This window comes from Streptomyces sp. NPDC002701, assembly GCF_042889045.1.
Lineage (GTDB): Bacteria > Actinomycetota > Actinomycetes > Streptomycetales > Streptomycetaceae > Streptomyces.
In genome coordinates this window covers 124,621-146,895 of record NZ_JBIAQL010000012.1, presented here as the reverse complement: position 1 = coordinate 146,895, position 22,275 = coordinate 124,621, and the positions used below count along the sequence as shown (strand labels likewise).

The window sequence follows — 22,275 nt, the reverse complement described above, 5'->3', positions numbered from 1 at the left end:
CGCCCCTAGGGGGTGGGGGTGGTGCCGGGCTGGATAGGTGTCGGCTGGGCTGGGGGGTGCGGGAGGATGGGGGTATGTCTCGACGTAATCCGCGCTCTCGTGATCAGGGTCGTTCCGTCGGCGTGCGCGATTCCTCGTGTCCTTGTGGGCTGGTGGCGGCGTACGAAGCGTGCTGTGGTCGGTTTCATCGGGGGGAGGCCGTGGCGCCTACCGCCGAGGCGCTGATGCGTTCGCGCTACTGCGCGTTCGTGCGGCGGGACGTGGCCTATCTGCTGCGGACCTGGCACCCGCGCACGCGCCCACCCCGCCTCGACCTGGACGCGGCCACCCGCTGGACGGGCCTGGAGATCCTCTCCACGACGGAGGGCACACCGTTCCACACCACGGGAACGGTCACCTTCCGGGCGTCCTACGCCGGAGGCGCCCTCCACGAACGGAGCCGCTTCGAACGCGTCGCCGGCGCCTGGACGTACCTGGACGGCGACGTCAGCAACGAGGGGCGCGGGCCTAGTTTTCCGGGCTGAGGATGTCCAGCTCCTGCAGTGCCCCGAGCACGACCTCCCGCGTCAGTGCCTCGGCCCGCACCGCGTCCCCCGCCCGCACCGCCTCGGCGACCTGCACGTGCAGCGTGACGGCCGCCGGATCGGGGTCCTCGAACATGACCTGGTGGTGGGTGCGCCCCGCCAGCACCTCGGCGACGACGTCTCCGAGACGCGCGAACATCTCGTTGCCGGACGCGTTCAGCACGATCCGGTGGAACGCCACGTCATGGACGAGGTACCCCTCCAGCCGCTGCCCCCGCGAATTGGCCACCATGCCGAGCGCGCACTCGGTCAGCTCGGCACACTGCTCGGCCGTGGCGTGCTTGGCGGCCAGCCCCGCCGCCACGGGCTCCACTGCACACCGCAGCACGGTGAGCGACCGCAGCTGCCGCGGCCGGTCGGCGCCGGCCAGCCGCCACCGGATGACCTGCGGGTCGTAGACGTTCCACTCGTTCGTCGGGCGTACGGTCACGCCCACCCGGCGCCGGGACTCCACGAGGTGCATCGACTCCAGGACCCGGACGGCCTCCCGCATCACGGAACGTGACACCTCGAAACGCTGCGCCAGCTCGTCGGTCCGCAGCACGCTGCCCGGGGGGAACTCACCTGCGGTGATCGAAGGACCGAGGCTCTCCAGTACATGGCCGTGCAGCCCCCGGCCCAATGTGCTCATGAGTTCAGGGTACGAGGAGTAGAGGCGCTTCAAAAAGTCAGACTTATATGTCACAGACTCTTGAATTCGTCTGACCTATACGTTTCAGTGTCGTGACGGATGCGGCACCGGACGTTCATCCGGTATCCGATGTCGAAGAAGACAGCGAGGCAGCAATGACTACCCCCGACGTCATCGTGGTCATGGGCGTGGCAGGCACGGGCAAGACCACCATCGGCCCCCTGCTGGCGGACCGGCTCGGCGTCCCCTACGCCGAGGCCGACGACTTCCACCCCGAGGCCAACATCGCCAAGATGACGGCCGGTACCCCCCTCACCGACGAGGACCGCCGCCCCTGGCTGGACGCCATCGGCGTCTGGGCCCACGGGCGGGCCGGTCTCGGCGGCGTGGTCAGCTGTTCCGCGCTGAAGCGCGGCTACCGGGACCGGATCAGGGCGGCCGCCCCCGAGGTCGTCTTCGTCCACCTCACCGGTGACCGCGAACTCATCGCGGACCGCATGGCGCAGCGGAAGGGCCACTTCATGCCCACGGCGCTCCTGGACTCGCAGTTCGCCACCCTGCAGCCGCTCGAAGCGGACGAGACGGGTGTCGCGGTGGATGTCAGCGGCGACCCCGACGAGATCACCGAACGGGCCGTGACCGCGCTGCGCGGCCTCGCCCGGTAGCGCCCGCGCGCTCCCCCGTCCCCGCCCTCTCCTCTTCTCCCCCTCCCCTCTCAAGGAAAAGCACCGTGACCAGACTCAGCGTCGAGATGCTGGCAGCGGATCCCGTCGAATCGATCACCTCGGCGGGCCATGCCCAGCTGGGCATCGCTGTTCTGGCGGGCATCGCCGTCATCGTCCTGCTCATCACCAAGTTCAAGCTCCACGCCTTTCTCGCGCTGACCATCGGCTCGCTGGCGCTCGGCGCCTTCGCCGGGGCGCCGCTCGACAAGGCGATCGCCAGTTTCTCGGCGGGTCTCGGTTCGACCGTCGCCGGCGTGGGTGTGCTGATCGCGCTCGGTGCGATCCTCGGCAAGCTGCTGGCGGACTCCGGCGGTGCCGACCAGATCGTCGACACGATCCTGGAGAAGGCGGGCGGCCGTTCGATGCCCTGGGCGATGGTGCTGATCGCCTCGGTGATCGGCCTGCCGCTCTTCTTCGAGGTCGGCATCGTGCTGCTGATCCCGGTCGTCCTGATGGTGGCCAAGCGCGGCAACTACTCGCTGATGCGCATCGGCATCCCGGCGCTCGCGGGCCTGTCCGTGATGCACGGGCTGATCCCGCCGCACCCCGGCCCGCTGGTCGCGATCGACGCCGTCAAGGCGAACCTCGGCGTCACCCTCGCCCTCGGCATCCTCGTCGCCATCCCGACGGTGATCATCGCGGGGCCGCTCTTCTCGAAGTACGCGGCCCGCTGGGTGGACGTCCCGGCGCCGGAGAAGATGATTCCGCAGCGCGCCTCCGAGGACCTGGACAAGCGTCCCGGGTTCGGCGTCACCATCGCCACCGTCCTGCTGCCGGTCGTGCTGATGCTGGCCAAGGCACTGGTCGACATCGTCGTGGACGACCCCGAGAACATGGTGCAGCGCGTGTTCGACGTGATCGGCTCCCCGCTGATCGCGCTGCTCGCGGCCGTGCTCGTGGCCCTCTTCACCCTCGGCCGGGCGGCCGGCTTCACCAAGGACCGCATCTCCTCGACCGTCGAGAAGTCCCTCGCCCCGATCGCCGGCATCCTGCTGATCGTCGGCGCGGGTGGCGGCTTCAAGCAGACGCTGATCGACTCCGGTGTGGGCGCGATGATCCTGGACATCTCCAAGGACTGGTCGATCCCCGCGCTGCTGCTGGCCTGGCTGATCGCGGTGGCGATCCGGCTCGCGACCGGTTCCGCGACCGTCGCCACCATCTCGGCGGCCGGGCTCGTGGCCCCGCTGGCGGCCGACATGTCGACCGCGCACGCCTCGCTGCTGGTGCTCGCGATCGGCGCCGGTTCGCTGTTCTTCAGCCATGTGAACGACGCCGGTTTCTGGCTGGTGAAGGAGTACTTCGGACTGAGCGTCGGCCAGACGATCAAGACCTGGTCGGTCATGGAGACCATCATCTCGGTGGTCGCCGGAGCCCTGGTCCTGCTGCTGTCACTGGTGATCTAGCCGGGCACGACCGTGTGACCACCGGGTCCGGCCGGGGTACGGTCCCCGCGCCGGCCCGGGCCCCGGCACCGCCGGCTCGCGCGTGCCGGACCGCCCCCGGGCCGCCACCTCACGGCGCGACCGGAACCACACGAGCTCCTCCGAAGTCTTCCTCTACGCAGCCGATCATCGTTCGCAGCGGAAGAGAGACCCCACCGTGGAAAGCTCAACACCCCACCGCAGCCGCCGAACCGTCCTCGCCCTGGGCGCAGGCGCGGGCGCCGCCCTGGCGGCAGCCGCTGCCCCGTCGGCCTACTCGGCGGCGAAGGCGGGCGCGACCTCGAAGAAGGGCGCTGTGACGAAGGCGGGCGCGGCGGCGAAGGGAAACCCGACCCGACCCGCCGTGGTCAAGGCCCTCGCGGAGCTGGAGCGCGCCCATGGCGCCCGCCTCGGCGTCCACGCCCGCAACACGGTCACCGGCGAAACCGTGCGGTACCGGGCGGCCGAGACGTTCCCGATGTGCTCGGTCTTCAAGACCCTCGCCGCCGCGGCCGTCCTGCGGGACCTGGACCGGCGCGGCGAGTTCCTGGAGCTGCGGATCCGGTACACCGCACAGGACCTCGAGGACGCGGGCGGCTCCCCCGTCACGGGCCGGCCGGACAACCTCGCCGGCGGCATGACCGTCGCCGCGCTGTGCCACGCCGCCATCGCGCACAGCGACAACGCCGCGGCGAACCTCCTGCTCCGCGAGCTGGGCGGCCCCACCGCCGTCACCCGCTTCTGCCGTTCGATCGGGGACACCACGACCCGTCTCGACCGGTGGGAGCCCGCGCTGAACTCGGCCGAGCCCTGGCGTACGACGGACCTCACCTCGCCGGGCGCGATCGGGCGGACGTACGGCAGGCTCGTCCTCGGTGACGCGCTCGTGCCCCGGGACAGGCGGCAGCTGACCGAGTGGCTGCTGGCCAACACCACGAGCACCGACCGTTTCCGGGCGGGTCTGCCCGCGGACTGGTCCCTCGGCGACAAGACGGGTACGGGCCGGTACGGCACGACCAACGACGTGGGCGTCGCGTGGACGCCGGACGGGGCTCCGGTCGTGCTGGCCGTCCTGTCCACCACGTCCGACCCCGACGCCCCGAAGGACGACGAACTCGTCGCCAGGTCCGCCGAACTGCTGGCCGCGGCGCTGGGCTAGGTCGTCTCTCTCACTTCATCGTCCCGGGCCTTGTCCGGCGGCTCCGGGCGGGAGTCGTCCGAGTGCGGCCGGGGCCGCCACAGCGGATGTTCCCGCTCCGCCCACTCCCGGTCGACCGAGCCCGTCCGCAGTCCCCTGCGGGACTCCGGGCGGGCCAGGGCCATCCCGATGTGTCCCGCGAGGACGAGTCCGACGGTCAGCGCGAGCCAGTCGTGGACGAAGGTCGCGCTGGTGCGCCAGACCAGCGGGGCGAGGTCGGTGAACCACATCAGCAGCCCGGTGCCGAGCATGACCAGAACGGCCCCGGCGATCCAGGCCGCGTACGTCTTCTGCCCCGCGTTGAACTTTCCGGCCGGCCGGGACCCGGGCCGGGCGTCCCGGCGCAGCGCGGCCCGCAGCCAGACCCGGTCGTGCGGTCCGAAGCGGTTGAGCAGGCGCAGGTCCGCCCGGAAGGCGCGGGAGGCGAGCCCGGCGAGGACCGGAACCGGCAGCAGCAGTCCCGACCACTCGTGCAGCCTGACGACCAGTTCGCGGCGGCCGACGAGTTCGGCGAACTCGGGCAGGTAGAGGCAGGCCGCGGTCAGCACGCACAGGCCCATCAGGAACGCCGTCGTGCGGTGCACCCAGCGCTCGGCGGGCGTGAAGCGGCGCACGCGCACCGCATCCGCGAGGCGTTCCCCGGGGCTTGCGGGGCGCGGTGCCGGTGAGGTGTCCGTCTCAGGCCGCGTCATCTTGCCGTCCGTTCGAGCGGCCGACCCACGCGTCCACGTCGTAGCCCCGCTCCTCCCAGTAGCCGGGACGGACGTCCTTCGTGACGGTGATGCCGGAGAGCCACTTCGCCGACTTGTAGAAGTACATGGGGGCCGCGTAGAGGCGGACGGGGCCGCCGTGGGCGTGGTTCAGGTCCTTGTCCTGCATGCGCAGCGCCACGAGCATGTCGGCGCGGCGGGCCTGGGCCATGGTCAGGCTCTCCGTGTACGCGCCGTCGAAGCATGTGAAGCGCACCGCGCCGGCCGAGGGGCGCACCCCGGCCGCGTCCAGCAGCCGGGACAGGCGGACCCCTTCGAAGGGGGTGTCGGGCACCCGCCAGCCGGTGACGCACTGGACGTCCCGGACCATCCGCGTCTGCGGCAGGGCGCGCAGGTCGGACAGGGTGTACGTGGTGGGGTGGTCGACCAGACCGTCGATCCTCAGGCGGTACGAGTCCTCGTCCTTGCGCGGGACGGAGGAGGTGACCGAGTAGTAGCGGAAGCCGCCGCCGTTGGGGAGGAGGCCGGTCAGGCCCGTGGGGTCCTTGTCCGCGGCGCCGCCGAGGAAGGACTCCAGGCCGCGTTGGAGGGTGGGCGCGGTGGCCACGCCGAGGACGCCGAGTCCGAGCATCCCGAGCATGAGCCGGCGCCCCACCGGGGCACCGCCCGCTTCGGGGCCGCCCACTTCTGGTCCGCCCGTTTCGGGTGCTCGCGGTGCGGGTCCGTCCGCGGCGGCTGACGACAGTTCCGGGTTCACGCACCGATTCGAGCACCCCGGGCGTCCGGACACCAGGGGCCGGGGGTGCCCGTCAGTGTTCCGTAACAACTGACAGCGAGCACGGACGGACGCCCCACCCCCGCAGCAGAGCGCCCCCCGCGGCAGAGGGGCCGGCTCCCGTCCGTCAGCCGACCGCCTTCGCCGCGGCCCGCCCCGCCGTCCGTCCGGAGAACAGGCAGCCGCCGAGGAACGTGCCTTCGAGGGACCGGTATCCGTGCACTCCGCCGCCGCCGAACCCGGCCGCCTCACCGGCCGCGTACACCCCGGACAGCGGGTCGCCGCCCTCCGTCAGCACCTGGGAGGAGAGGTCGGTCTCCATCCCGCCGAGGGTCTTGCGGGTGAGGATGTTGAGGCGGACGGCGATGAGCGGCCCGGCCTTGGGGTCGAGGATGCGGTGGGGGGTGGCCGTGCGGATCAGCTTGTCGCCGAGGTAGGCGCGGGCGCCGCGCACGGCCATCACCTGGAGGTCCTTGGTGAAGGGGTTGGCGATCTCCCGGTCGCGCGCGGTGATCTCGCGGCGCAGCTCCGCCTCGTCGATCAGCGGCTCCTCGGTGAGCGCGTTCATGCCGCGGACGAGTGCGCTCAGGTCCTTCTCGACGACGAAGTCGGCGCCGTGGTCCATGAACGCCTGTACCGGCCCCGGCACATCGGCCCGGGCCCGCTGGAGGACGCCCCTGACGGACTTGCCGGTGAGGTCGGGGTTCTGCTCGGACCCCGAGAGGGCGAACTCCTTGCCGATGATCTTCTGGTCGAGCACGAACCACGTGTGGTCGTAGCCCGTCCTCATGATGTGTTCGAGCGTGCCGAGCGTGTCGAAGCCGGGGAACAGCGGTACGGGCAGCCGGTTGCCGCGGGCGTCCAGCCAGAGCGAGGAGGGGCCGGGCAGGATGCGGATGCCGTGCTTCTCCCAGATGGGGTTCCAGTTCTGGATGCCCTCGGTGTAGTGCCACATGCGGTCGCGGTTGATGAGGCGCGCGCCCGCGGCCTCCGCGATGCCGAGCATCTTGCCGTCGACGTGCGCGGGCACACCGGAGATCATCCGCTCGGGCGGGGTACCGAGGCGCTCGGGCCAGTGGGCGCGCACGAGGTCGTGGTTGCCGCCGATGCCGCCCGACGTGACGATCACCGCCTGGGCCCTGAACTCGAAGGCACCGGTGACGGTACGGCTGCTGGCCTGCCCGCGCTCGACGCCCGAGGGTTCGAGGATCTCGCCGCTCACCGTGTCCACCGTGCCCGCGCTGCGCGACAGGCCCGTGACGCGGTGGCGGAACGCGAGCCGGACGAGGCCGCGGGCGACGCCCGCGCGGACCCGCCGCTCGAAGGGGGCGACGAGGCCCGGACCCGTACCCCAGGTGATGTGGAAGCGCGGTACGGAGTTGCCGTGGCCGTTCGCGTCATATCCTCCGCGCTCGGCCCACCCGACCACCGGGAACCAGCGGACGCCCTGCCGGTGCAGCCAGCTCCGCTTCTCGCCGGCCGCGAAGTCCACGTACGCCTCGGCCCACTTGCGCGGCCAGTGGTCCTCCGGGCGGTCGAAGGCCGCGGTGCCCATCCAGTCCTGGAGGGCCAGCGCGTGACTGTCCTTGATCCGCATCCGGCGCTGCTCGGGGGAGTCCACGAAGAACAGGCCGCCGAACGACCAGTGCGCCTGGCCGCCGATCGACTGCTCCGGCTCCTGGTCGAGGAGGATCACCTTGCGCCCCGCGTCGACGAGTTCCGCGGTCGCCGCGAGGCCGGCGAGACCCGCTCCGATCACGATCACGTCTGCGTCGTACGCCATGAGCAGGTCCTCCTCGGCCTTGTTACTGATCGGTCAGATCCTTGGGCACCGGAGTGACCCAGTCAACTGCCCGGTTCCGAGCAGTCGGGCTACAGTCGGTCGACACCCACACCTCGCCCCGTCACCGTATGAAGTCTTGAGGTACGCAGCGTGTCGGTCCTCGTTCTCGTCCTTTCCCTCGGCGCGGCCTGCTGCCTGGGCTTCGGCTTCGTCCTCCAGCAGAACGCGGCGGCGCACGCCCCCCTCGGCGACTTCCTCTCCCCCCGGCTGCTGCTCGACCTGGTGAAGGTGCCGCGCTGGCTGGGCGGGATCGCGTTCATGGTGGCCGGCATGGTGCTCGGCGCGATCGCGCTGTCGCACGGCGAGGTGTCCCTGGTCGAACCGCTCCTCGCGACGAACCTGCTCTTCGCGCTCGTGCTGTCCCGGTACCGGACCCGGCAGGCGCTCGGCAGGCAGGGCTGGGGCGGGCTCCTGCTGCTCGCGGGCGGCGTGACGGCCTTCGTCGTGGCCGGGCGGCCGAGGGGCGGCGACGACGTCTCCGACCCGCTGCGGCACTGGCTGGTCATCGGCGTGATGGTCGGTCTCGCCCTGCTGCTCACCACATGGGCCAAGCGCTCCCGGCTCAGTGCCGGACCCGCGCTGCTCGGAGTGGCGGCGGGGCTGCTGTACGGGGTGCAGGACGCCCTGACCCGGGTGAGCGGGCAGCGGTTCTCGGACGGCGGATGGACGGCGCTCGTCACCGGCTGGCAGGTGTACGCGGTCGTCGCCCTCGGGATCACCGGGCTGGTCCTCGTGCAGAGCGCCTTCGAGACCGCCCCGCTGCGGAGGTCGCTGCCGGCGCTGACCGCGGCCCAGCCGCTCGCCGGGATCGCGTGCGGGGTGGGCTTCCTCGGCGACCGGCTGCGGACCGGTTCCGGGGCGCTGGCCTGGGAGGCCGCCGGACTCGCCGGGATCGTGGTGGGCGTCGTCCTGCTGGGACTGCATCCCGCGATGCCGACCGGTGCCGCGCCCAGGGCACGGGTGCGGGATCTGCAGTCGCGCTGACGCGGGCGGACTGCTTTGATGGCCGGATGAGTTCCGCTGACGAGATTCTCGACGTCGTCGACGAGCACGACGTGGTGGTGGGCCGGGCCAGGCGCGGGGACGTGTACGAGCGGGGGCTGCGGCACCGGTGTGTGTTCATCCAGGTAAAAGATGCGGCCGGCCGGCTTTTCGTGCACCGGCGCACCTCGACCAAGCTGGTGTTCCCGTCGCTGTACGACATGTTCGTCGGCGGGGTCGTGGGGGCGGGCGAGACGTACGACGACGCGGCGCTGCGGGAGGCGGAGGAGGAGCTCGGGGTGTCCGGGCTGGCCCGGCCGTCCTTCCTGTTCAGGTTCCTGTACGACGACGGGGCCGGGAAGAGCTGGTGGTCGGCCGTGTACGAGGTGCGGTGCGAGACGGCGGTCTCCCCGCAGGCGGAGGAGGTCGCGTGGCACGCGTTCCTGCCGGAGGACGAGGTGCGGGAGCGGCTGGCGCGGTGGGAGTGGGTGCCGGACGGGCTGGCCGCGTATGCGCGGCTGCGGGCCGTCCGGGACGCGGGGTGAGGGTTCCGTCCCGTTCCGTCTCGCCGCGCGGGTGAGCGGGGGCCGGGTGTGCGGTTCCCCGCGGCCTGAGCGGCCGGCGGCCCCCCGGTAGGGTCGCCGGCGTGATCTCTTTTGTGCGGAACGTCCAGTTGTGGTTCGTGCCCGAACGGATCAGGGAGGACGGGAGCACCCCCGACTACCGGTTCTCGCTGGCCAACGAGCGGACGTTCCTGGCGTGGCTGCGGACCTCGCTCGCCCTGATCGGCGGCGGCTTCGCCGTGGACCAGTTCCTGCCCGATCTGCGGTGGGCGTGGCGGGCCGGTCTCGCGCTCGGACTGCTGGCCGCCGGAGTGCTGTGCGCGTTGCGGTCGGTGAACCACTGGGTCCGCTGCGAGCGCGCGATGCGCCGGGGCGAGGATCTGCCGGTGTCCCGCTTTCCGGCGCTGCTGAGCATCGGTGTGGCCCTGGTGGCCGTGGCGATGGTCGTGGTCGTGCTGTTCGGGTGGGAGGCGTGACGGCACGCGCCCCGGAGCCCCGGGACCGGCACAGCGAGCGCGCCGGAGCCGGCGTCAGAACCGGCGTCGGCGACCGGGATCCCGGTCTGCAGCCGGAGCGCACGCGGCTGGCATGGCGGCGTACGACGTTGACGGCGACCGTGGTCGCCGTCCTCGCGGGGAAGTCGGCGCTGCGCGACGGACCGGGCGCGACGGCGTTCCTGATGTGCGCGCTGTGCTGCGGCCTGTGGCTGGGCTTCCTCGCCGTCGCGCACCGGCGGATCGGCGCGCTGTCCGGGCCCGTACCCCCGGCGGCGTTCACCCCGCGGCATGCGAGCACGGCCGCACTCTGCACGATCGCCCTGGCGGCCTGCGCGACGGCCCTCGTCCTCTGAGGACCCCCGCCTCCCCAGGACACCGGGACCTCCGGCTGCCTGGGACACCGGGACCTTCAGCAGGGTCGCCGGGGACGTGCAGGGGGTCTTCGTGGCCGAGACGACGGTCACGTTTCGTTCCCCTACTGGACGGCATACCGACCGGTCGGCATCATGTGTAAGGTCCTGATCCCCGCCAACGGAGGCAACACGATGAGTCCAGACCACCCGCCAGGTCTCGATCTCGACCGGCTGCGCGGCCTGCTCGACAGCGAGCGGCCCGGGCTGGTCCACGGCCCGCTGACCGGCCGGCTGATCGAGGGCGGACGGTCGAACCTCACGTACGCGGTGACGGACGGCACCGCGCGGTGGGTGGTACGCCGACCGCCGCTGGGGCACGTACTGGCCACCGCGCACGACATGAAGCGTGAGCACCGGGTGATCAGCGCGCTGCACCCGACCGCCGTACCCGTGCCGCGCACACTGCTGCTGTGCGAGGACGTGGAGGTGCTCGGCGCGCCCTTCTACGTCATGGACTTCGTCGAGGGCACGCCCTACCGGACCGCCGAGCAGCTCGCTCCGCTCGGTCCGCAGCGCACGCGCGGCGCGGTGCTCGGTCTCGTCGACACCCTGGTCGAACTGCACGCGGTGGACCCCGCCGAGGTGGGCCTCGCCGACTTCGGCCGTCCCGAGGGCTTCCTCGACCGTCAACTGCGGCGCTGGGGCAAGCAGTTGGACGCCTCCCGCAACCGTGAGCTGGCCGGCATCGACGAACTGCACGCCGCGCTGGGCCGCGAGCTGCCGCACTCCCCCACGGCGACGGTCGTGCACGGCGACTACCGCCTCGACAACGTGCTGATCGGCGAGGACGACCAGATCAAGGCGATCCTCGACTGGGAGATGTCCACACTCGGCGACCCGCTCACCGACCTGGGCCTGCTGGTCATGTACAGCATGCCGCTGGGGCTGACCGACTCCCCCGTCTCCACGACCGCGACGGCCGCCGGGCACCCGTCGCCGGCCGAGCTGATCGAGCGGTACGCCACGCGCTCGGGGCGCGACGTGTCCGCCGTCGCCTGGTACACGGCGTTCGCCTGGTTCAAGCTCGCCGTGATCCTGGAGGGCATCCACTACCGCTACACGCTCGGCCAGACCGTCGGCGCGGGCTTCGACCGCATCGGCGACCTGGTCCCCGTGTTCATCGAGCACGGCCTGACCACCCTTCAGGAAGGCTGACGGATCATGGACTTCGCATTCGACGCACGCACCGAGGAGCTGCGTGCCAAGCTGCTCGCCTTCATGGACGAGTACGTCTATCCGGCGGAGGCGGTCGCCCACGAGCAGCGCGAGCGGCTGGCCTCACCGTGGGACACCCCGGCCGTGGTCGGGGAGCTGAAGGCCGAGGCCCGCCGCCAGGGGCTGTGGAACCTCTTCCTGCCGGACTCCGAGTACGGGGCCGGTCTGACGAACCTCCAGTACGCGCCGCTCGCCGAGATCACCGGCCGGTCCCCGCACCTGGCGCCCACCGCGCTGAACTGCGCGGCGCCCGACACCGGCAACATGGAGGTGCTGGCCCAGTTCGGCGACGAGCAGCAGCGCAAGCAGTGGCTGGAGCCGCTGCTCGCCGGTGAGATCCGGTCGGCGTTCGCGATGACCGAGCCGGAGGTGGCCTCGTCCGACGCGACGAACATCACGACGCGGATCGAGCGGACGTCCGGTGGCCCGGACGGCGCCGACGAGTACGTCGTCACCGGCCGCAAGTGGTACATCTCCGGGGCGATGAACCCCGACTGCAAGATCTTCATCGTGATGGGCAAGACGGATCCGGACGGGTCCGACATCCGCCGCCAGCAGTCGATGGTGCTGGTGCCGCGCGACATCCCGGGCGTCGAGGTCAGGCGCGCGATGCAGGTGTACGGCTACGAGGACCACTCCCACGGGGGGCACGCGGAGGTCGTCTTCCACGGCGCGCGCGTCCCGGTCACCCACCTCATCGGCGAGGAGGGCGGCGGTTTCGCCATCGCGCAGGCGCGGCTCGGGCCGGGCCGCATCCACCACTGCATGCGGCTGATCGGCATGGCCGAGCGGGCGATCGAGCTGATGTGCCGGCGGGCGGTCGCGCGGGAGGCGTTCGGCAAGCCGCTGGCCCAGCAGGGCGTCGTCCACAACTGGATCGCGGACGCGCGGGTGGCCGTCGAGCAGCTTCGTCTGCTGGTGCTGAAGACGGCCTGGATGATGGACACCGTCGGCAACAAGGGCGCCCACACGGAGATCCAGGCGATCAAGATCGCGACGCCCCGGACGGTGGTCGACATCATCGACAAGGCGGTTCAGCTGCACGGGGCGGGCGGGGTCAGCCAGGACTTCCCGCTGGCCGAGCTGTGGGCCGCGGCCCGCACGCTGAAGCTGGCCGACGGGCCGGACGAGGTGCACCAGCGGTCGCTGGCGCGGGCGGAGCTGAAGCGGTATCTCTGAGCCGCCGGGGGGTGGCTCAGGTCACCGACTCGGGGGCTCCGCCTCCGGGCCCCGGTGCGCAGTTCCCCGCGCCCCTGAAAAAGCCGCTCTCCGCGCCCCGGAGATGGCGGTTCCCCGCGACCCTGAGACAGCAGTTCCGCGCCCCTGGAAACTTTTACGGGCGCAGGGCCCGTAGCAGGAGGTCCGCCAGTTGGTCGGCGACCTCCTGCTGGGTCAGGGGGCCGTCCGGGCGGTACCACGTCGACAGGTGGTGCACCGAGCCGAAGTGGTAGTCGACCACGAGGTCCGCGGGAGTGGCCTTGGAGAAGACCCCCGACTGCTGTCCCTCCTCGATCAGCGCCCGGAACCGCTCGTGGTACCGCCGCCGCTCCGCCCGTACCTGCTTGTTCTTCTCGGGGCTCAGGTGGTGCATCGAGCGGAAGAAGATCGACGCGTCGTCGAGGTTGTCGATCGTCGTCACGACGACATCGGCGGCGGCCCCCCGCAAGCGCTCCTCCACCGGCGCCTCGGCGTCCGCGAAGGCGTCGAGGCGTTCCTGCTGCACCCGCAGCACGCGCGCGTACACCTCGTGGAGCAGGTCGTCCTTGGAGCCGAAGTAGTGGTACAGCGCGCCCTTGGTGACGCCGGCCGCCTCGACGATCTCCTGCACCGAGGTGCGGTCGTAGCCGCGCTCGGCGAAGAGCCGGGTGGCGGCGGCCAGCAGCCGCCGCGGAACGGGCGTGCCGTCCCCGTCCGTCGTCCTGGGCACTGCCGCCACCTGCCTTCCAGTGTTCTGTGCTGTGTGTTCCACGCGTCGTGCGGCCGCCTCACGGCCGGGAGCGCAACTCCCGACGGAGGATCTTCCCACTCGCCGTCTTCGGCAAGTCGGGCAGGATCTCGACCTGCCGCGGGTACTTGTAGGCGGCCAGTCTCTCCTTGCAGTACGCGGCGAGTGCGGCCGGGTCCTCCTCCGCGCCGGGCCGGAGGCTGATGTACGCCTTGACGGTCTCGCCGCGGTACCCGTCGGGCACCCCGACGACGGCCGCCTCGCGCACGGCGGGGTGGGTGTAGAGGACGTCCTCGACCTCGCGCGGCCACACCTTGAAGCCGGACGCGTTGATCATGTCCTTCTTGCGGTCGACCACGTAGAGCCAGCCCTTGGCATCCATGAACCCGATGTCGCCGGTCCGCAGTTCCCCGTCCGGGAAGGTCTGGGCGGTGGCCTCGGGGCGGCGCCAGTAGCCGGGCACGACCTGCGGGCCCCGTACGACGATCTCGCCCTGCTCCCCGAACGGCACCTCCTGGCCCTGGTCGTCGACGATGCGTACGACGCCGTCCGGACCGGGCAGGCCGACGGCGAGCGTTCCGGAGACAGGGTCGACCGGTGCCTCCAGACCGGGCGGCACCGAGGCGCAGGGCGCGGTGCACTCGGTGAGCCCGTAGCCGTTGCGGATGTACGGCCCGAAGCCCGCCCGGAACTTCTCGACGAGCGCGGGCGGTAGCGGAGCACCGCCGGAGGAGATGTTGCGGAAGGAGGAGAAGTGGTCCGGTGTCACGGACGGGTGCGCGGCCAGGGCCATGAAGGCGGTCGACGGGCCGACCGTGTAGTGCGGCCGGTGCTCGGCGAACGCGTCCAGGACGACTCCCGCCTCGAAGCGGTACGTGAGGACCAGCGTGCCCCCGCTGTTCAGGCACGCCACGAACTGGCAGACCATGCCGGTGATGTGGAACAGCGGCGCCAGCGCGAAGTACACCGGCGCCTCGGGCAGGGCGAGGCCCGTCCGCTGCCGCTCGGCGTTGTACATGACGTTGCCGTGGGTGTTGGTGGCTCCCTTGGGGGCGCCGCTGGTGCCCGAGGTGTAGCTGATCAGCGCGATGTCCGCCGGGCCGAGGCCGCGGTCCCCGGGGGCCGGGTGGCCGGACTTCGCCACGGTCAGGAGATCGTCGGCGTCCGGTGCCTGCGGCAGCCGCTCGAAGGTCAGCACGCGCGGGTCGTCCCGTGTCTGGAGGTCCAGCTCGCAGCCGGTCAGCACGACGTGTACGGGCGAGTCGGCGGCCGTGTCGCGCAGGTACGACTCCCAGGCCCGGTCGGAGCAGATCAGCGCGGTGACCTCACCGTCCCGCAGGACGTGGGCCACCTCGCCGGACTTGTACATCGGGTTCACGGGCAGGACGGTCGCGCCCGCCTTCCAGGCGCCGAGGACGGCGAGCACGAAGAGCGGGCTGTTCTGCAGCAGGACCGCGACCCGGTCGCCGCGCGCCAGGCCGCGGCCGGCCAGGTGCCCCGCGACGGAGTCGCTCAGCTCGTCCACCTCGCGGTAGCTGAGCGTTCCGTCGAAGTAGGCGAGGAAGGTGCGGTCGGGGGCCTGCGCGACGGCCCGGCGCAGGGCGTGCACGGGCGAGTCGTCGGGATGGACCGGCCCCCGCTGCACCTCGTTGAGGAGCGCGACCCACGGCTTGGCCGCGTACAGGGAGGTGGTCATCGGCGGTTCGCCTCCCACTTCTGCTGGAGGTGGTTCATGTTCGTCAGCCAGCGGTCGGGGGCGGCGGCCCGTGCCTGGTAGTACCCGGCGACCTCCGGGTGCGGAAGGATCAGGAAGCGGTCCTCCTCGATGCCCGTGAAGAGGGCGTCCGCGACGGCCTCGGGCTCGATGGCGGTCGGCCGCAGGACGAGGTCCCCGGCACTGCCGGAGCCGGCGAGCATGTCGGTGCGGACGCCCTGCGGACAGATCGCGTGGACCTTCACACCGCGGTGGCGGTACGTGAGGGAGAGCCACTCGGCGAAGGCGTACGCGCCGTGCTTGGTGACGCTGTACGGGGCCGCGCCGACCATGGTGAGCAGTCCGGCCGCCGAGACCGTGGAGACGAAACGGCCGCCGCCGCGCTCCAGCCAGGCGGGGATCAGCTGGTTGGCCGCACGGACGTGTGCCATCACGTTCACGTCCCAGGCGAGCTCCCAGACCTGCTCCGGAGCCGCTTCCGTGCCGCCCGAGCCCACGCCCGCGTTGGCGCAGTAGACGTCGACGGTGCCGCCGAGGGCGTCCCGGGCCTCGGCCACGATCGCGGAGGCGTCCCCGGGGAGCGCGATCCCGCCGATCTCGTCGGCGACGGCCCCGGCCTTCGCCCCGTCCAGGTCGTTGACGACGACCCGGGCTCCCGCGGCGGCGAACCGGCGGGCCAGCGCGGCCCCGATGCCACCTCCCGCTCCGGTGACGACCACATGGGCATCCTGCATGGCTTCCACCATCGGTCTCCTTCGACACGACGAGCAACACGGCTCCACTCCACGACAGACTAACCAGTCGGTATGTACCGAGGGAAGACCCGGCGCGGGCGTGCCCCGTCAGGGGCGCGGGGAACCGCGCGACCAGCCACAGCCGGCCCGCGGCTTACGAACACCCCGCGGAAGCCCTAACGTGCACATGCCAGCGCCGCCCGCCGCGATCACGGAGGTCCCCATGCGCCACCTGTCCAGACGGAGTCTCCTGGCCGCGACGACGACCGCGGCGGCGGTCTCGGCGGGCACACCCGCCGCGGCCGCCGGCACGGGTGCCGGTGCCACCCCGCACCCGGCGCCCCGCCGGTTGCGGACCGGCTTCGACCAGCTCGCCGCGAGCGGCTACGCCCTCCTGGAGGGCGACCGCGTCGGCATCGTCACCAACCCCACGGGCATCACCCGGGACGCCCGCCACATCGTCGACGTGATGCACGTCGACGACCGGGTGAATCTGACCGCGGTCTTCGGCCCCGAGCACGGCTTCCGCGGTACCGCTCAGGCGGGCGGCTCGGAGGGCCGCCACGACGACCCGGCGACCGGCCTGCCCGTCTACGACACGTACCTCAAGAGCGGGCAGCCGCTCGCCGACATCTTCACGGCCTCCGGTGTGGACACGGTCGTCTTCGACATCCAGGACGTCGGCGCCCGCTTCTACACCTACATCTGGACCCTGTACGACTGCATGGAGGCGGCCCGGCTCGCGGGCAGGCGGTTCGTGGTGCTCGACCGGCCGAACCCGGTGACGGGGCGCGGCGCGTACGGGCCGGTGCTGCACAAGGAGTTCGCGACCTTCGTGGGCCGGGAGCCGATCGCGCAGGCGCACGGCATGACGGTCGCCGAGCTGGCCCGCCTGTTCAACACAGAGTTCCTCACGGCACCGGTGCCGCTGGACACCGTGCGGATGTCGGGCTGGCGGCGGTCGGACTTCCACGACGCGTCGGGGCTGCCCTGGGTGCCGCCGAGCCCCAACATGCCGACGGCCGACACCGCTCTCGTGTACTCCGGCACCTGCCTCTTCGAGGGGACGAACCTGTCGGAGGGGCGGGGCACGACCCGCCCGTTCGAGCTGCTCGGCGCGGAGGGCGTCGACCGGCGGTGGGCCGCCGAGGCCGAGCAGCTCGGCCTGCCCGGAGTGCACTTCAGGGAGGCGTACTTCGCGCCGACGTTCTCGAAGTTCCAGGGGAAGACCGTGGGCGGCGTGCAGGTCCACGTCCACGACCGTGCCGCGTACGACCCCGTACGCACCGGGATCGCGCTGCTGGTGACCGCCAGGCGGGCGTGGAGCGGTTTCGCCTGGCGCCCGGACAACTGGATCGACAGGCTGACGGGGTCCACGCAGGTGCGCACGATGATCGACGCGGGCGCGTCGGCCGACGAGGTCGTGGCCGGCTGGCGGGACGAACTGGCCGCGTTCCGGCGCGTCCGCAAGGAATACCTCCTCTACCGCTGAGGCACCGGCGGGCAGTCACCCGGGGAACCGCCGTTGTATCGCCGGGACGGTCGGCCCGGGGGGCCTCGGCGTCCCACCCGCACCGGATCACCTATCCTGGACCCCCTGTTCCTGATCATCCGCCGAGACCTGAGTCCGGGCTGGTCATACCGGACGTGGCCGCTGGCCGACTCGCCCTGCCGGCGGGACGATGCGTGCACCGCGCACGGTCGCGGAGGCCGAAGGGGGCTCGTCATGGCGGATCCTGGGACGGGCGTGACTCCCTACTGGGAGCTGACGTTCGATGCGGACGGCGATGTGCACGCCGGGCAGCGCGACCGGCTGCTCAGGGAGGTCGTGGAGCGGGGGGTCAAGGACCTGATCGTGTTCGCGCACGGCCGGCACAACGACCGCTCGGGCGCGAACCGCCTCTACAGCCGCTTCTTCGAGCCGATCCCCGCCCTCGCGCCGAACGCCCGGCTCGGGTACGTGGGCGTGCTGTGGCCGTCGATGCGGTTCACCGACGAGCCGGTCCCCGGCTTCGAGCGGACCGTGACCGCGGTGTCCGTGGGCCCCGCCCTCAACGAGGGCACCCGCAGCGCCCTCCAGACGGTCTTTCCGGGCCGGGCCACCCTGGTCGACCAGATCGCCCGCATGCTCGACCGGCAGCCGGAGGGCGAGACGGCGCTGGAGGAGTACGGGCGGCTGGTGCACCTGCTCGTCGAGCTGCGGCCGGAGGCGCCGGGAGCCGCGTTCGCCCCGGACACCGTGGCGGACGCCTCGGCGGGGGCCGGCCCGCCCTTCGAGCCGGAGATGTTCCTCCGGAACGCGGCAGGGATGTGCCGGGAGTTCGCGCAGGCGCTGACGGAGGACGCGGCTGCCGGGACCGGCGCCGGGACCACGCCGGAGGGGGCGGCCGGGGTGGCGCCCGTACTGCCACGGGCCTGGGACGGGGCGCACGAACTGCTGCGGCAGGCCACGTACTTCGCGATGAAGCGGCGTGCGGGCGCGGTCGGTGAGCGCGGGCTCGGGCGGATGATCGGGCGCCTCGCACAGGTGGCGCCCGGAGTGCGCGTGCACCTCGTGGGACACAGCTTCGGTGGGCGCCTGGTGTCGTTCGCGCTGCGCGGGATGCCCAGGGGCGTGCGGACCGTCAAGTCCGTGACGCTGCTCCAGGCCGCCTTCTCGCACTACGCGTTCGCGGCCGAGCTGCCGCACGACGTGCGGGACAGCGGTGTCCTGCACGGGCAGCAGAACCGTATCGACGGCCCGCTGGTCTGCTGCTTCTCCCGCTTCGACTCGGCGCTCGGCACGATCTACCCGCTGGCCTCCCGGACGGCGGGCGACGACCGGACGGCCGCCGGCCCCGGTCTCCCCCGTCTTCTCGGACCCAGGTGGGGCGCGTTGGGCCGCAACGGGGTGCGGGCGGTGCCCGGTACGGAGGCGCTCACGCTCTCCGACGCGCTGCGGGCGAGGATGCCCGTGTCGGGGTGCGTGAACGTCGACGCGTCCGCGGTGGTGCGACGGGGTGGCCGTCCCGCGGGCGCCCACAGCGACATCTGCCACCGGGAACTGGCCCAGGTGGTACTGGCGGCGGGCCGCGTCGTCCGCTGACCCGCCACCCGCCCGGTCGAGGACGATCTCCGCGAGGGTCGTGTTCCCGTTCTGACCTGCCGGGCGAATGCCGGAACACCGGTCGCCGCAGTGATCGTCCACGGCGGCGAGGGTGGTGTCGGCGGCGACCGACTGGGAAAGCGGTGACAAAAGACCGGCAATGAGAACGCATACGGAAGCGCCCATGAGGAACTTGGGGAATCGGCGGGGAGTTCTCAGTCTGTAGAGGATGGTGCGTGGGGTACGCCGTGGCATGGCTGATTCCTCACGACGGGGGTGCGCCGGACGTCGGCGCCGGTGTCCTCGCGGTTTTGAAGATGAACATGCGTCATTTTGGCGCCGGAGGGGCCGGAAGAGCCCCGCCGGTGCCGCCGGGCGCCACCGGGCGACGGCCGGGAATGTCCCGGCGGACGGCCGACAACCGCCTTGCGCGTGGCCGACAACCAGCCGGTCGACGGTTTTACGGCGGCAGCCGAAAAACAGATGGAGCCGAATCGCGTGTCGATACGTCTATTCGGCGACGTCCTTATGACGACGCCGAAGTGACCGAAGTACAGGTGCAGGTGTGACGGAGGTGCAGGGCGATGGCGGGATTCCGGAGTCTGGCGAGACAGGTGCGCGACCCCAGGAGCGATCTGGCACTGCGGCGCTATTCACTGCGCAAGTGCCTGGAGAGGTTCGCTCCCTACGGTCACCGGGCGACCTGGGACCATCTGTGCTCCCGGGCCGGGTTCGGCCCCGAGGACCGGTCCCCCGATCCGGCGCGGCTCGTGGCCGCACTGGACGAACTGGAGGAGGCCCGCTCCGTCTGGCTCGCCTACGAGGCGGGGTTCGCCCGGCGCCGCAAGAAGGAGAAGCACGACGGTCTGCGCAGTCCCGGCAGCGTGGACGACTGGCACCGGCTCACCTGGGGCGGTTTCGGGGTCGCCTGGTGCGACGACCCGCGGGTCCACCCCCATGAGCCGCTGGCCGAGGTGCTGCGCCGGCTGATCGCGGCGCTGGAGCGGGAGCCGGGAGCCGGCTGCCCGGTCTGCTCGGGCGAGCGCCTCGTCTGGAAGTACGATCTGGCGCACGAGCCGTCCTCGGGCCCGGTCTGCACGGCCTGCGGCATCGTGGTCCCCCGGCCGGTCCTCACACCCGAGGCGCTGGCGGACTGCCGCAGAGGACGTCTGCTGGTGGCGGTCGGAGGCTGAGAAGCGCCGGGGGTGCGTCGGCGGAACCGCACCCCCGGGCACGCGCTCAGGGGACCTTGACGTCGGTGTGGATGGCGAGCTTGAGCTCGGCGCACATCAGCGGTGTGGGAACCTTCACGTCCCCCGCGCCGCGCACGGACACCTTCAGGCCGATCGGCGTCTCCGGGTGGACGAACATCTGCCACATGTAGGTGCGGTACTGGCCGCCCCGGGTGGGCGCGCAGTCGGTGGTGGCCGTCGAGTTGTAGCGCGTCGTGAGGTTCAGCGGGTCGCGGACGAAGCGCGCCCGGTACTCGAGTCCGTCGGCGTCCGCCTCCCAGAAGACCAGCGCGGACAGGACGCCCCAGCCGTCGTGGCTCGGCCAGATGAGACCCGAGCGGGGGTCGGGGAACTTCGACGCGGTGGCGCCGCCCTTCGCCGGGTCGTGCATGTCCCAGCGGTCGTACTGCTCCTCACCCGTGACGTACGGGAAGCGGACGAGGTGGTACCCGTCGCTGTCGTACGTGATCCGCTGGGCCCCCGTGTGCGCGGCTTCCCATTTGAGTGAGCAGATGGCCAGGCTCATCGCGTGTTCCCCTTCCGGTCTCCGGTTGTCCGTGCCGCCTGGCACCATCGGGGGCATGGTGCAGGTCTGTGTGAACGGAGGGCGCGGGTCGGGCGACGGCGCGCTCGTGCCGTTGTCCCCGAGAGCGATGGCCGGCTCCGCGGCGGAAGCGGTCGCGGCCGGGGCGTCGGACATCCATGTGCATCCCAAGTCCCCCTGTGGAGAAGACACCCTGTCGCCGAAAGCGGTTGCGGCCACGCTGGACGAAATCCGGTCGCGGGTGGCCGTTCCCGTCGGAGTGACCACCGGCGCCTGGGCCGAGCCCGACCCGGCGGCCCGTGTCGCGCGCGTCCACGCATGGACCGTCCTGCCGGACCACGCCTCCGTCAACTGGCACGAGCCGGGCGCGGAGGACGTCGCCGCGGCGCTCCTGGAGCGGGGCGTGGGGGTGGAGGCGGGCATCTGGTCCGGCACGGACGGGGCCGAGCGGTTCGCGGCCTCACCACTCGGACCGCGCGTCCTGCGGGTACTGGCGGAGGTGACCGACCCGGATCCGCGTTCGGCCGAGGACACGGCCCGCGGTCTGCTGGCCGCGCTCGGCGCCGCGCACGGCCGCCCGGTGCTGCTGCACGGGGAGCAGGGCGGCGCCTGGCCCGTGCTGGGCCTCGCCGCGCGCCTCGGCCTGGCGACCCGCATCGGCCTGGAGGACACGCTGGTCCTCCCCGACGGCCGGCGGGCCGTCTCGAACGCCCAGCTGGTGACGGAGGCCCTGGCCCGGTATGCGGCCGAGGCGGGATCCGCCGAAGCGGGATCCGCTGATGCGGGATCCGCTGATGCGGGATCCGACCGCCGGCGGTCGTGACGGACGGCGCTGCGGCTGGGGCGTACCGCACCGCCGGGCTGACGGGTCGGCTCAGCCGCAGTTCTCGGGCTCCTGCCGCGGCTCCGGCGTCCGGGGTCGGCGTCCGTGCCGTCCGCCGCGCTCCACCATCAGGCGGGAGCCGCTCTGCCGCTCGCCGAAGACGTCGTCGGGGTTGGACAGCACGCAGGTCTCCAGGGAGAGACAGCCGCAGCCGATGCAGTCGGTGAGGTGGTCGCGCAGCCGGCCCAACTGCTTGATGCGCTCGTCGAGTTCGGAGCGCCACGCCTCGGAGAGACGGGCCCAGTCCTCCCGTGTCGGCGTGCGTTCCTCGGGGAGTTCGGCGAGCGCGTCACGGATCGTGGCCAGCGGGATGCCGACGCGCTGCGCGGCCCGTACGAAGGCGACCCGGCGCAGCGCGTCACGGTGGTAGCGGCGCTGGTTGCCCGCGGTGCGGCGGCTGCTGATGAGGCCCTTGGACTCGTAGAAGTGCAGGGCCGAGACGGCTGCTCCGCTGCGGGCCGACAACTGGCCGACCGTGAGTTCGTGGATCTTCTCGGGAATCTGGGGCACCCCTCGAACCCTACCCAGCCCGGCACGCTTCCGGTCCGTTGACAGGGAACCCCGCGGCGACCATGCTAAGCA

Annotated in this window: 23 protein-coding genes; 14 read left to right on the top strand and 9 right to left on the bottom strand. The window is 72.0% G+C overall.

The annotated features are described in order from the left end of the window. Nucleotides 1–74 precede the first annotated feature (74 nt). Nucleotides 75–524 carry a YchJ family protein gene (locus ACFYXC_RS27930; RefSeq protein ID WP_389554580.1) on the top strand — a complete coding sequence of 150 codons (450 nt, stop codon included), beginning with the start codon at nucleotides 75–77 and terminating at the stop codon, nucleotides 522–524. On the opposite strand, the gene ACFYXC_RS27925 is transcribed toward ACFYXC_RS27930, so the two are convergent. Beyond that, nucleotides 508–1,215 carry a FadR/GntR family transcriptional regulator gene (locus ACFYXC_RS27925; protein WP_389554579.1) on the bottom strand — a complete coding sequence of 236 codons (708 nt, stop codon included), beginning with the start codon at nucleotides 1,213–1,215 and terminating at the stop codon, nucleotides 508–510. The two genes, ACFYXC_RS27930 and ACFYXC_RS27925, sit on opposite strands and share 17 nt — an antisense overlap. Before the next feature lie 155 nt (nucleotides 1,216–1,370). Between ACFYXC_RS27925 and ACFYXC_RS27920 the strand changes: the two genes are divergently transcribed. The 3 genes from ACFYXC_RS27920 (at nucleotide 1,371) to bla (ending at nucleotide 4,520) form a co-directional block, all read left to right on the top strand. Continuing rightward, nucleotides 1,371–1,880, top strand: a complete 510-nt coding sequence (locus ACFYXC_RS27920) for a gluconokinase (RefSeq protein WP_388913854.1) — start codon at nucleotides 1,371–1,373, stop codon at nucleotides 1,878–1,880. 65 nt (nucleotides 1,881–1,945) lie between these two features. Next, a complete protein-coding gene (locus ACFYXC_RS27915; RefSeq protein ID WP_389554578.1) occupies nucleotides 1,946–3,343 on the top strand; it encodes a gluconate:H+ symporter in 1,398 nt (465 codons plus the stop codon). A 196-nt stretch (nucleotides 3,344–3,539) separates the two neighbouring features. Continuing rightward, the gene (gene bla / locus ACFYXC_RS27910) at nucleotides 3,540–4,520 is read left to right on the top strand and encodes a class A beta-lactamase (protein ID WP_389554576.1); all 981 of its coding nucleotides are present in this window, start codon (nucleotides 3,540–3,542) and stop codon (nucleotides 4,518–4,520) included. Here the strand turns inward: bla and ACFYXC_RS27905 are convergent. From ACFYXC_RS27905 to ACFYXC_RS27895, 3 genes are all read right to left on the bottom strand, one after another. After that, a complete protein-coding gene (locus ACFYXC_RS27905) occupies nucleotides 4,517–5,251 on the bottom strand; it encodes a cytochrome b/b6 domain-containing protein (RefSeq protein WP_389554575.1) in 735 nt (244 codons plus the stop codon). The genes bla and ACFYXC_RS27905 overlap by 4 nt on opposite strands. Continuing rightward, nucleotides 5,238–5,909, bottom strand: coding sequence for a molybdopterin-dependent oxidoreductase (locus ACFYXC_RS27900; RefSeq protein ID WP_389554648.1), 672 nt, complete (start codon nucleotides 5,907–5,909; stop codon nucleotides 5,238–5,240). Before ACFYXC_RS27900 ends, ACFYXC_RS27905 begins: the two co-directional genes overlap by 14 nt. Before the next feature lie 262 nt (nucleotides 5,910–6,171). Then, complete coding sequence (locus tag ACFYXC_RS27895; protein WP_389554573.1) at nucleotides 6,172–7,827, bottom strand: FAD-binding dehydrogenase; 1,656 nt, start codon at nucleotides 7,825–7,827, stop codon at nucleotides 6,172–6,174. Nucleotides 7,828–7,977: 150 nt separating this feature from the next. On the opposite strand from ACFYXC_RS27895, the gene ACFYXC_RS27890 reads away from it, so the two are divergent. From ACFYXC_RS27890 to ACFYXC_RS27865, 6 genes are all read left to right on the top strand, one after another. Next, entirely contained in the window at nucleotides 7,978–8,871 is an 894-nt protein-coding gene (locus ACFYXC_RS27890; protein ID WP_389554571.1) for a DMT family transporter, read from the top strand. A gap of 26 nt (nucleotides 8,872–8,897) precedes the next feature. Further along, on the top strand, nucleotides 8,898–9,413 hold the full coding sequence (locus tag ACFYXC_RS27885; protein ID WP_389554569.1) for an NUDIX hydrolase: 516 nt from the start codon (nucleotides 8,898–8,900) through the stop codon (nucleotides 9,411–9,413). 101 nt (nucleotides 9,414–9,514) lie between these two features. Further along, a complete protein-coding gene (locus ACFYXC_RS27880; RefSeq protein ID WP_389554567.1) occupies nucleotides 9,515–9,907 on the top strand; it encodes a YidH family protein in 393 nt (130 codons plus the stop codon). Nucleotides 9,908–9,993: 86 nt separating this feature from the next. Beyond that, the gene (locus tag ACFYXC_RS27875) at nucleotides 9,994–10,281 is read left to right on the top strand and encodes a DUF202 domain-containing protein (protein WP_389554646.1); all 288 of its coding nucleotides are present in this window, start codon (nucleotides 9,994–9,996) and stop codon (nucleotides 10,279–10,281) included. Nucleotides 10,282–10,473: 192 nt separating this feature from the next. Beyond that, the gene (locus ACFYXC_RS27870) at nucleotides 10,474–11,496 is read left to right on the top strand and encodes a phosphotransferase family protein (RefSeq protein ID WP_389554565.1); all 1,023 of its coding nucleotides are present in this window, start codon (nucleotides 10,474–10,476) and stop codon (nucleotides 11,494–11,496) included. Nucleotides 11,497–11,502: 6 nt separating this feature from the next. Further along, nucleotides 11,503–12,735, top strand: a complete 1,233-nt coding sequence (locus ACFYXC_RS27865) for an acyl-CoA dehydrogenase family protein (RefSeq protein WP_389554563.1) — start codon at nucleotides 11,503–11,505, stop codon at nucleotides 12,733–12,735. Nucleotides 12,736–12,889: 154 nt separating this feature from the next. Here ACFYXC_RS27865 and ACFYXC_RS27860 read toward each other — a convergent pair whose 3' ends face one another. The 3 genes from ACFYXC_RS27860 to ACFYXC_RS27850 are packed head-to-tail and all read right to left on the bottom strand — an operon-like array spanning nucleotide 12,890 to nucleotide 15,961. Continuing rightward, nucleotides 12,890–13,483: a TetR/AcrR family transcriptional regulator gene (locus ACFYXC_RS27860; RefSeq protein WP_388913879.1), complete on the bottom strand. Its 594-nt coding sequence runs from the start codon at nucleotides 13,481–13,483 to the stop codon at nucleotides 12,890–12,892. Nucleotides 13,484–13,541: 58 nt separating this feature from the next. Further along, nucleotides 13,542–15,197: a class I adenylate-forming enzyme family protein gene (locus ACFYXC_RS27855; protein WP_389554562.1), complete on the bottom strand. Its 1,656-nt coding sequence runs from the start codon at nucleotides 15,195–15,197 to the stop codon at nucleotides 13,542–13,544. Further along, complete coding sequence (locus ACFYXC_RS27850; protein ID WP_389554560.1) at nucleotides 15,194–15,961, bottom strand: SDR family oxidoreductase; 768 nt, start codon at nucleotides 15,959–15,961, stop codon at nucleotides 15,194–15,196. The genes ACFYXC_RS27855 and ACFYXC_RS27850 overlap by 4 nt, the downstream gene beginning before the upstream one ends. Nucleotides 15,962–16,172: 211 nt before the next feature. Between ACFYXC_RS27850 and ACFYXC_RS27845 the strand changes: the two genes are divergently transcribed. From ACFYXC_RS27845 to ACFYXC_RS27835, 3 genes are all read left to right on the top strand, one after another. Next, nucleotides 16,173–17,441 carry an exo-beta-N-acetylmuramidase NamZ domain-containing protein gene (locus ACFYXC_RS27845; RefSeq protein WP_389554558.1) on the top strand — a complete coding sequence of 423 codons (1,269 nt, stop codon included), beginning with the start codon at nucleotides 16,173–16,175 and terminating at the stop codon, nucleotides 17,439–17,441. Between the two features lie 234 nt (nucleotides 17,442–17,675). Continuing rightward, nucleotides 17,676–19,034 carry a serine-threonine protein kinase gene (locus ACFYXC_RS27840; protein WP_389554557.1) on the top strand — a complete coding sequence of 453 codons (1,359 nt, stop codon included), beginning with the start codon at nucleotides 17,676–17,678 and terminating at the stop codon, nucleotides 19,032–19,034. 584 nt (nucleotides 19,035–19,618) lie between these two features. Next, nucleotides 19,619–20,227, top strand: coding sequence for a hypothetical protein (locus ACFYXC_RS27835; RefSeq protein WP_388913893.1), 609 nt, complete (start codon nucleotides 19,619–19,621; stop codon nucleotides 20,225–20,227). Between the two features lie 46 nt (nucleotides 20,228–20,273). On the opposite strand, the gene ACFYXC_RS27830 is transcribed toward ACFYXC_RS27835, so the two are convergent. Continuing rightward, nucleotides 20,274–20,792 (bottom strand): hypothetical protein, encoded by a 519-nt coding sequence (locus ACFYXC_RS27830; RefSeq protein ID WP_388913896.1) that lies wholly within the window; start codon nucleotides 20,790–20,792, stop codon nucleotides 20,274–20,276. 55 nt (nucleotides 20,793–20,847) lie between these two features. On the opposite strand from ACFYXC_RS27830, the gene ACFYXC_RS27825 reads away from it, so the two are divergent. Beyond that, nucleotides 20,848–21,633, top strand: coding sequence for a 3-keto-5-aminohexanoate cleavage protein (locus ACFYXC_RS27825; protein WP_389554555.1), 786 nt, complete (start codon nucleotides 20,848–20,850; stop codon nucleotides 21,631–21,633). Nucleotides 21,634–21,684: 51 nt separating this feature from the next. On the opposite strand, the gene soxR is transcribed toward ACFYXC_RS27825, so the two are convergent. Beyond that, on the bottom strand, nucleotides 21,685–22,203 hold the full coding sequence (soxR, locus tag ACFYXC_RS27820) for a redox-sensitive transcriptional activator SoxR (protein ID WP_388913902.1): 519 nt from the start codon (nucleotides 22,201–22,203) through the stop codon (nucleotides 21,685–21,687). Nucleotides 22,204–22,275 lie beyond the last annotated feature (72 nt).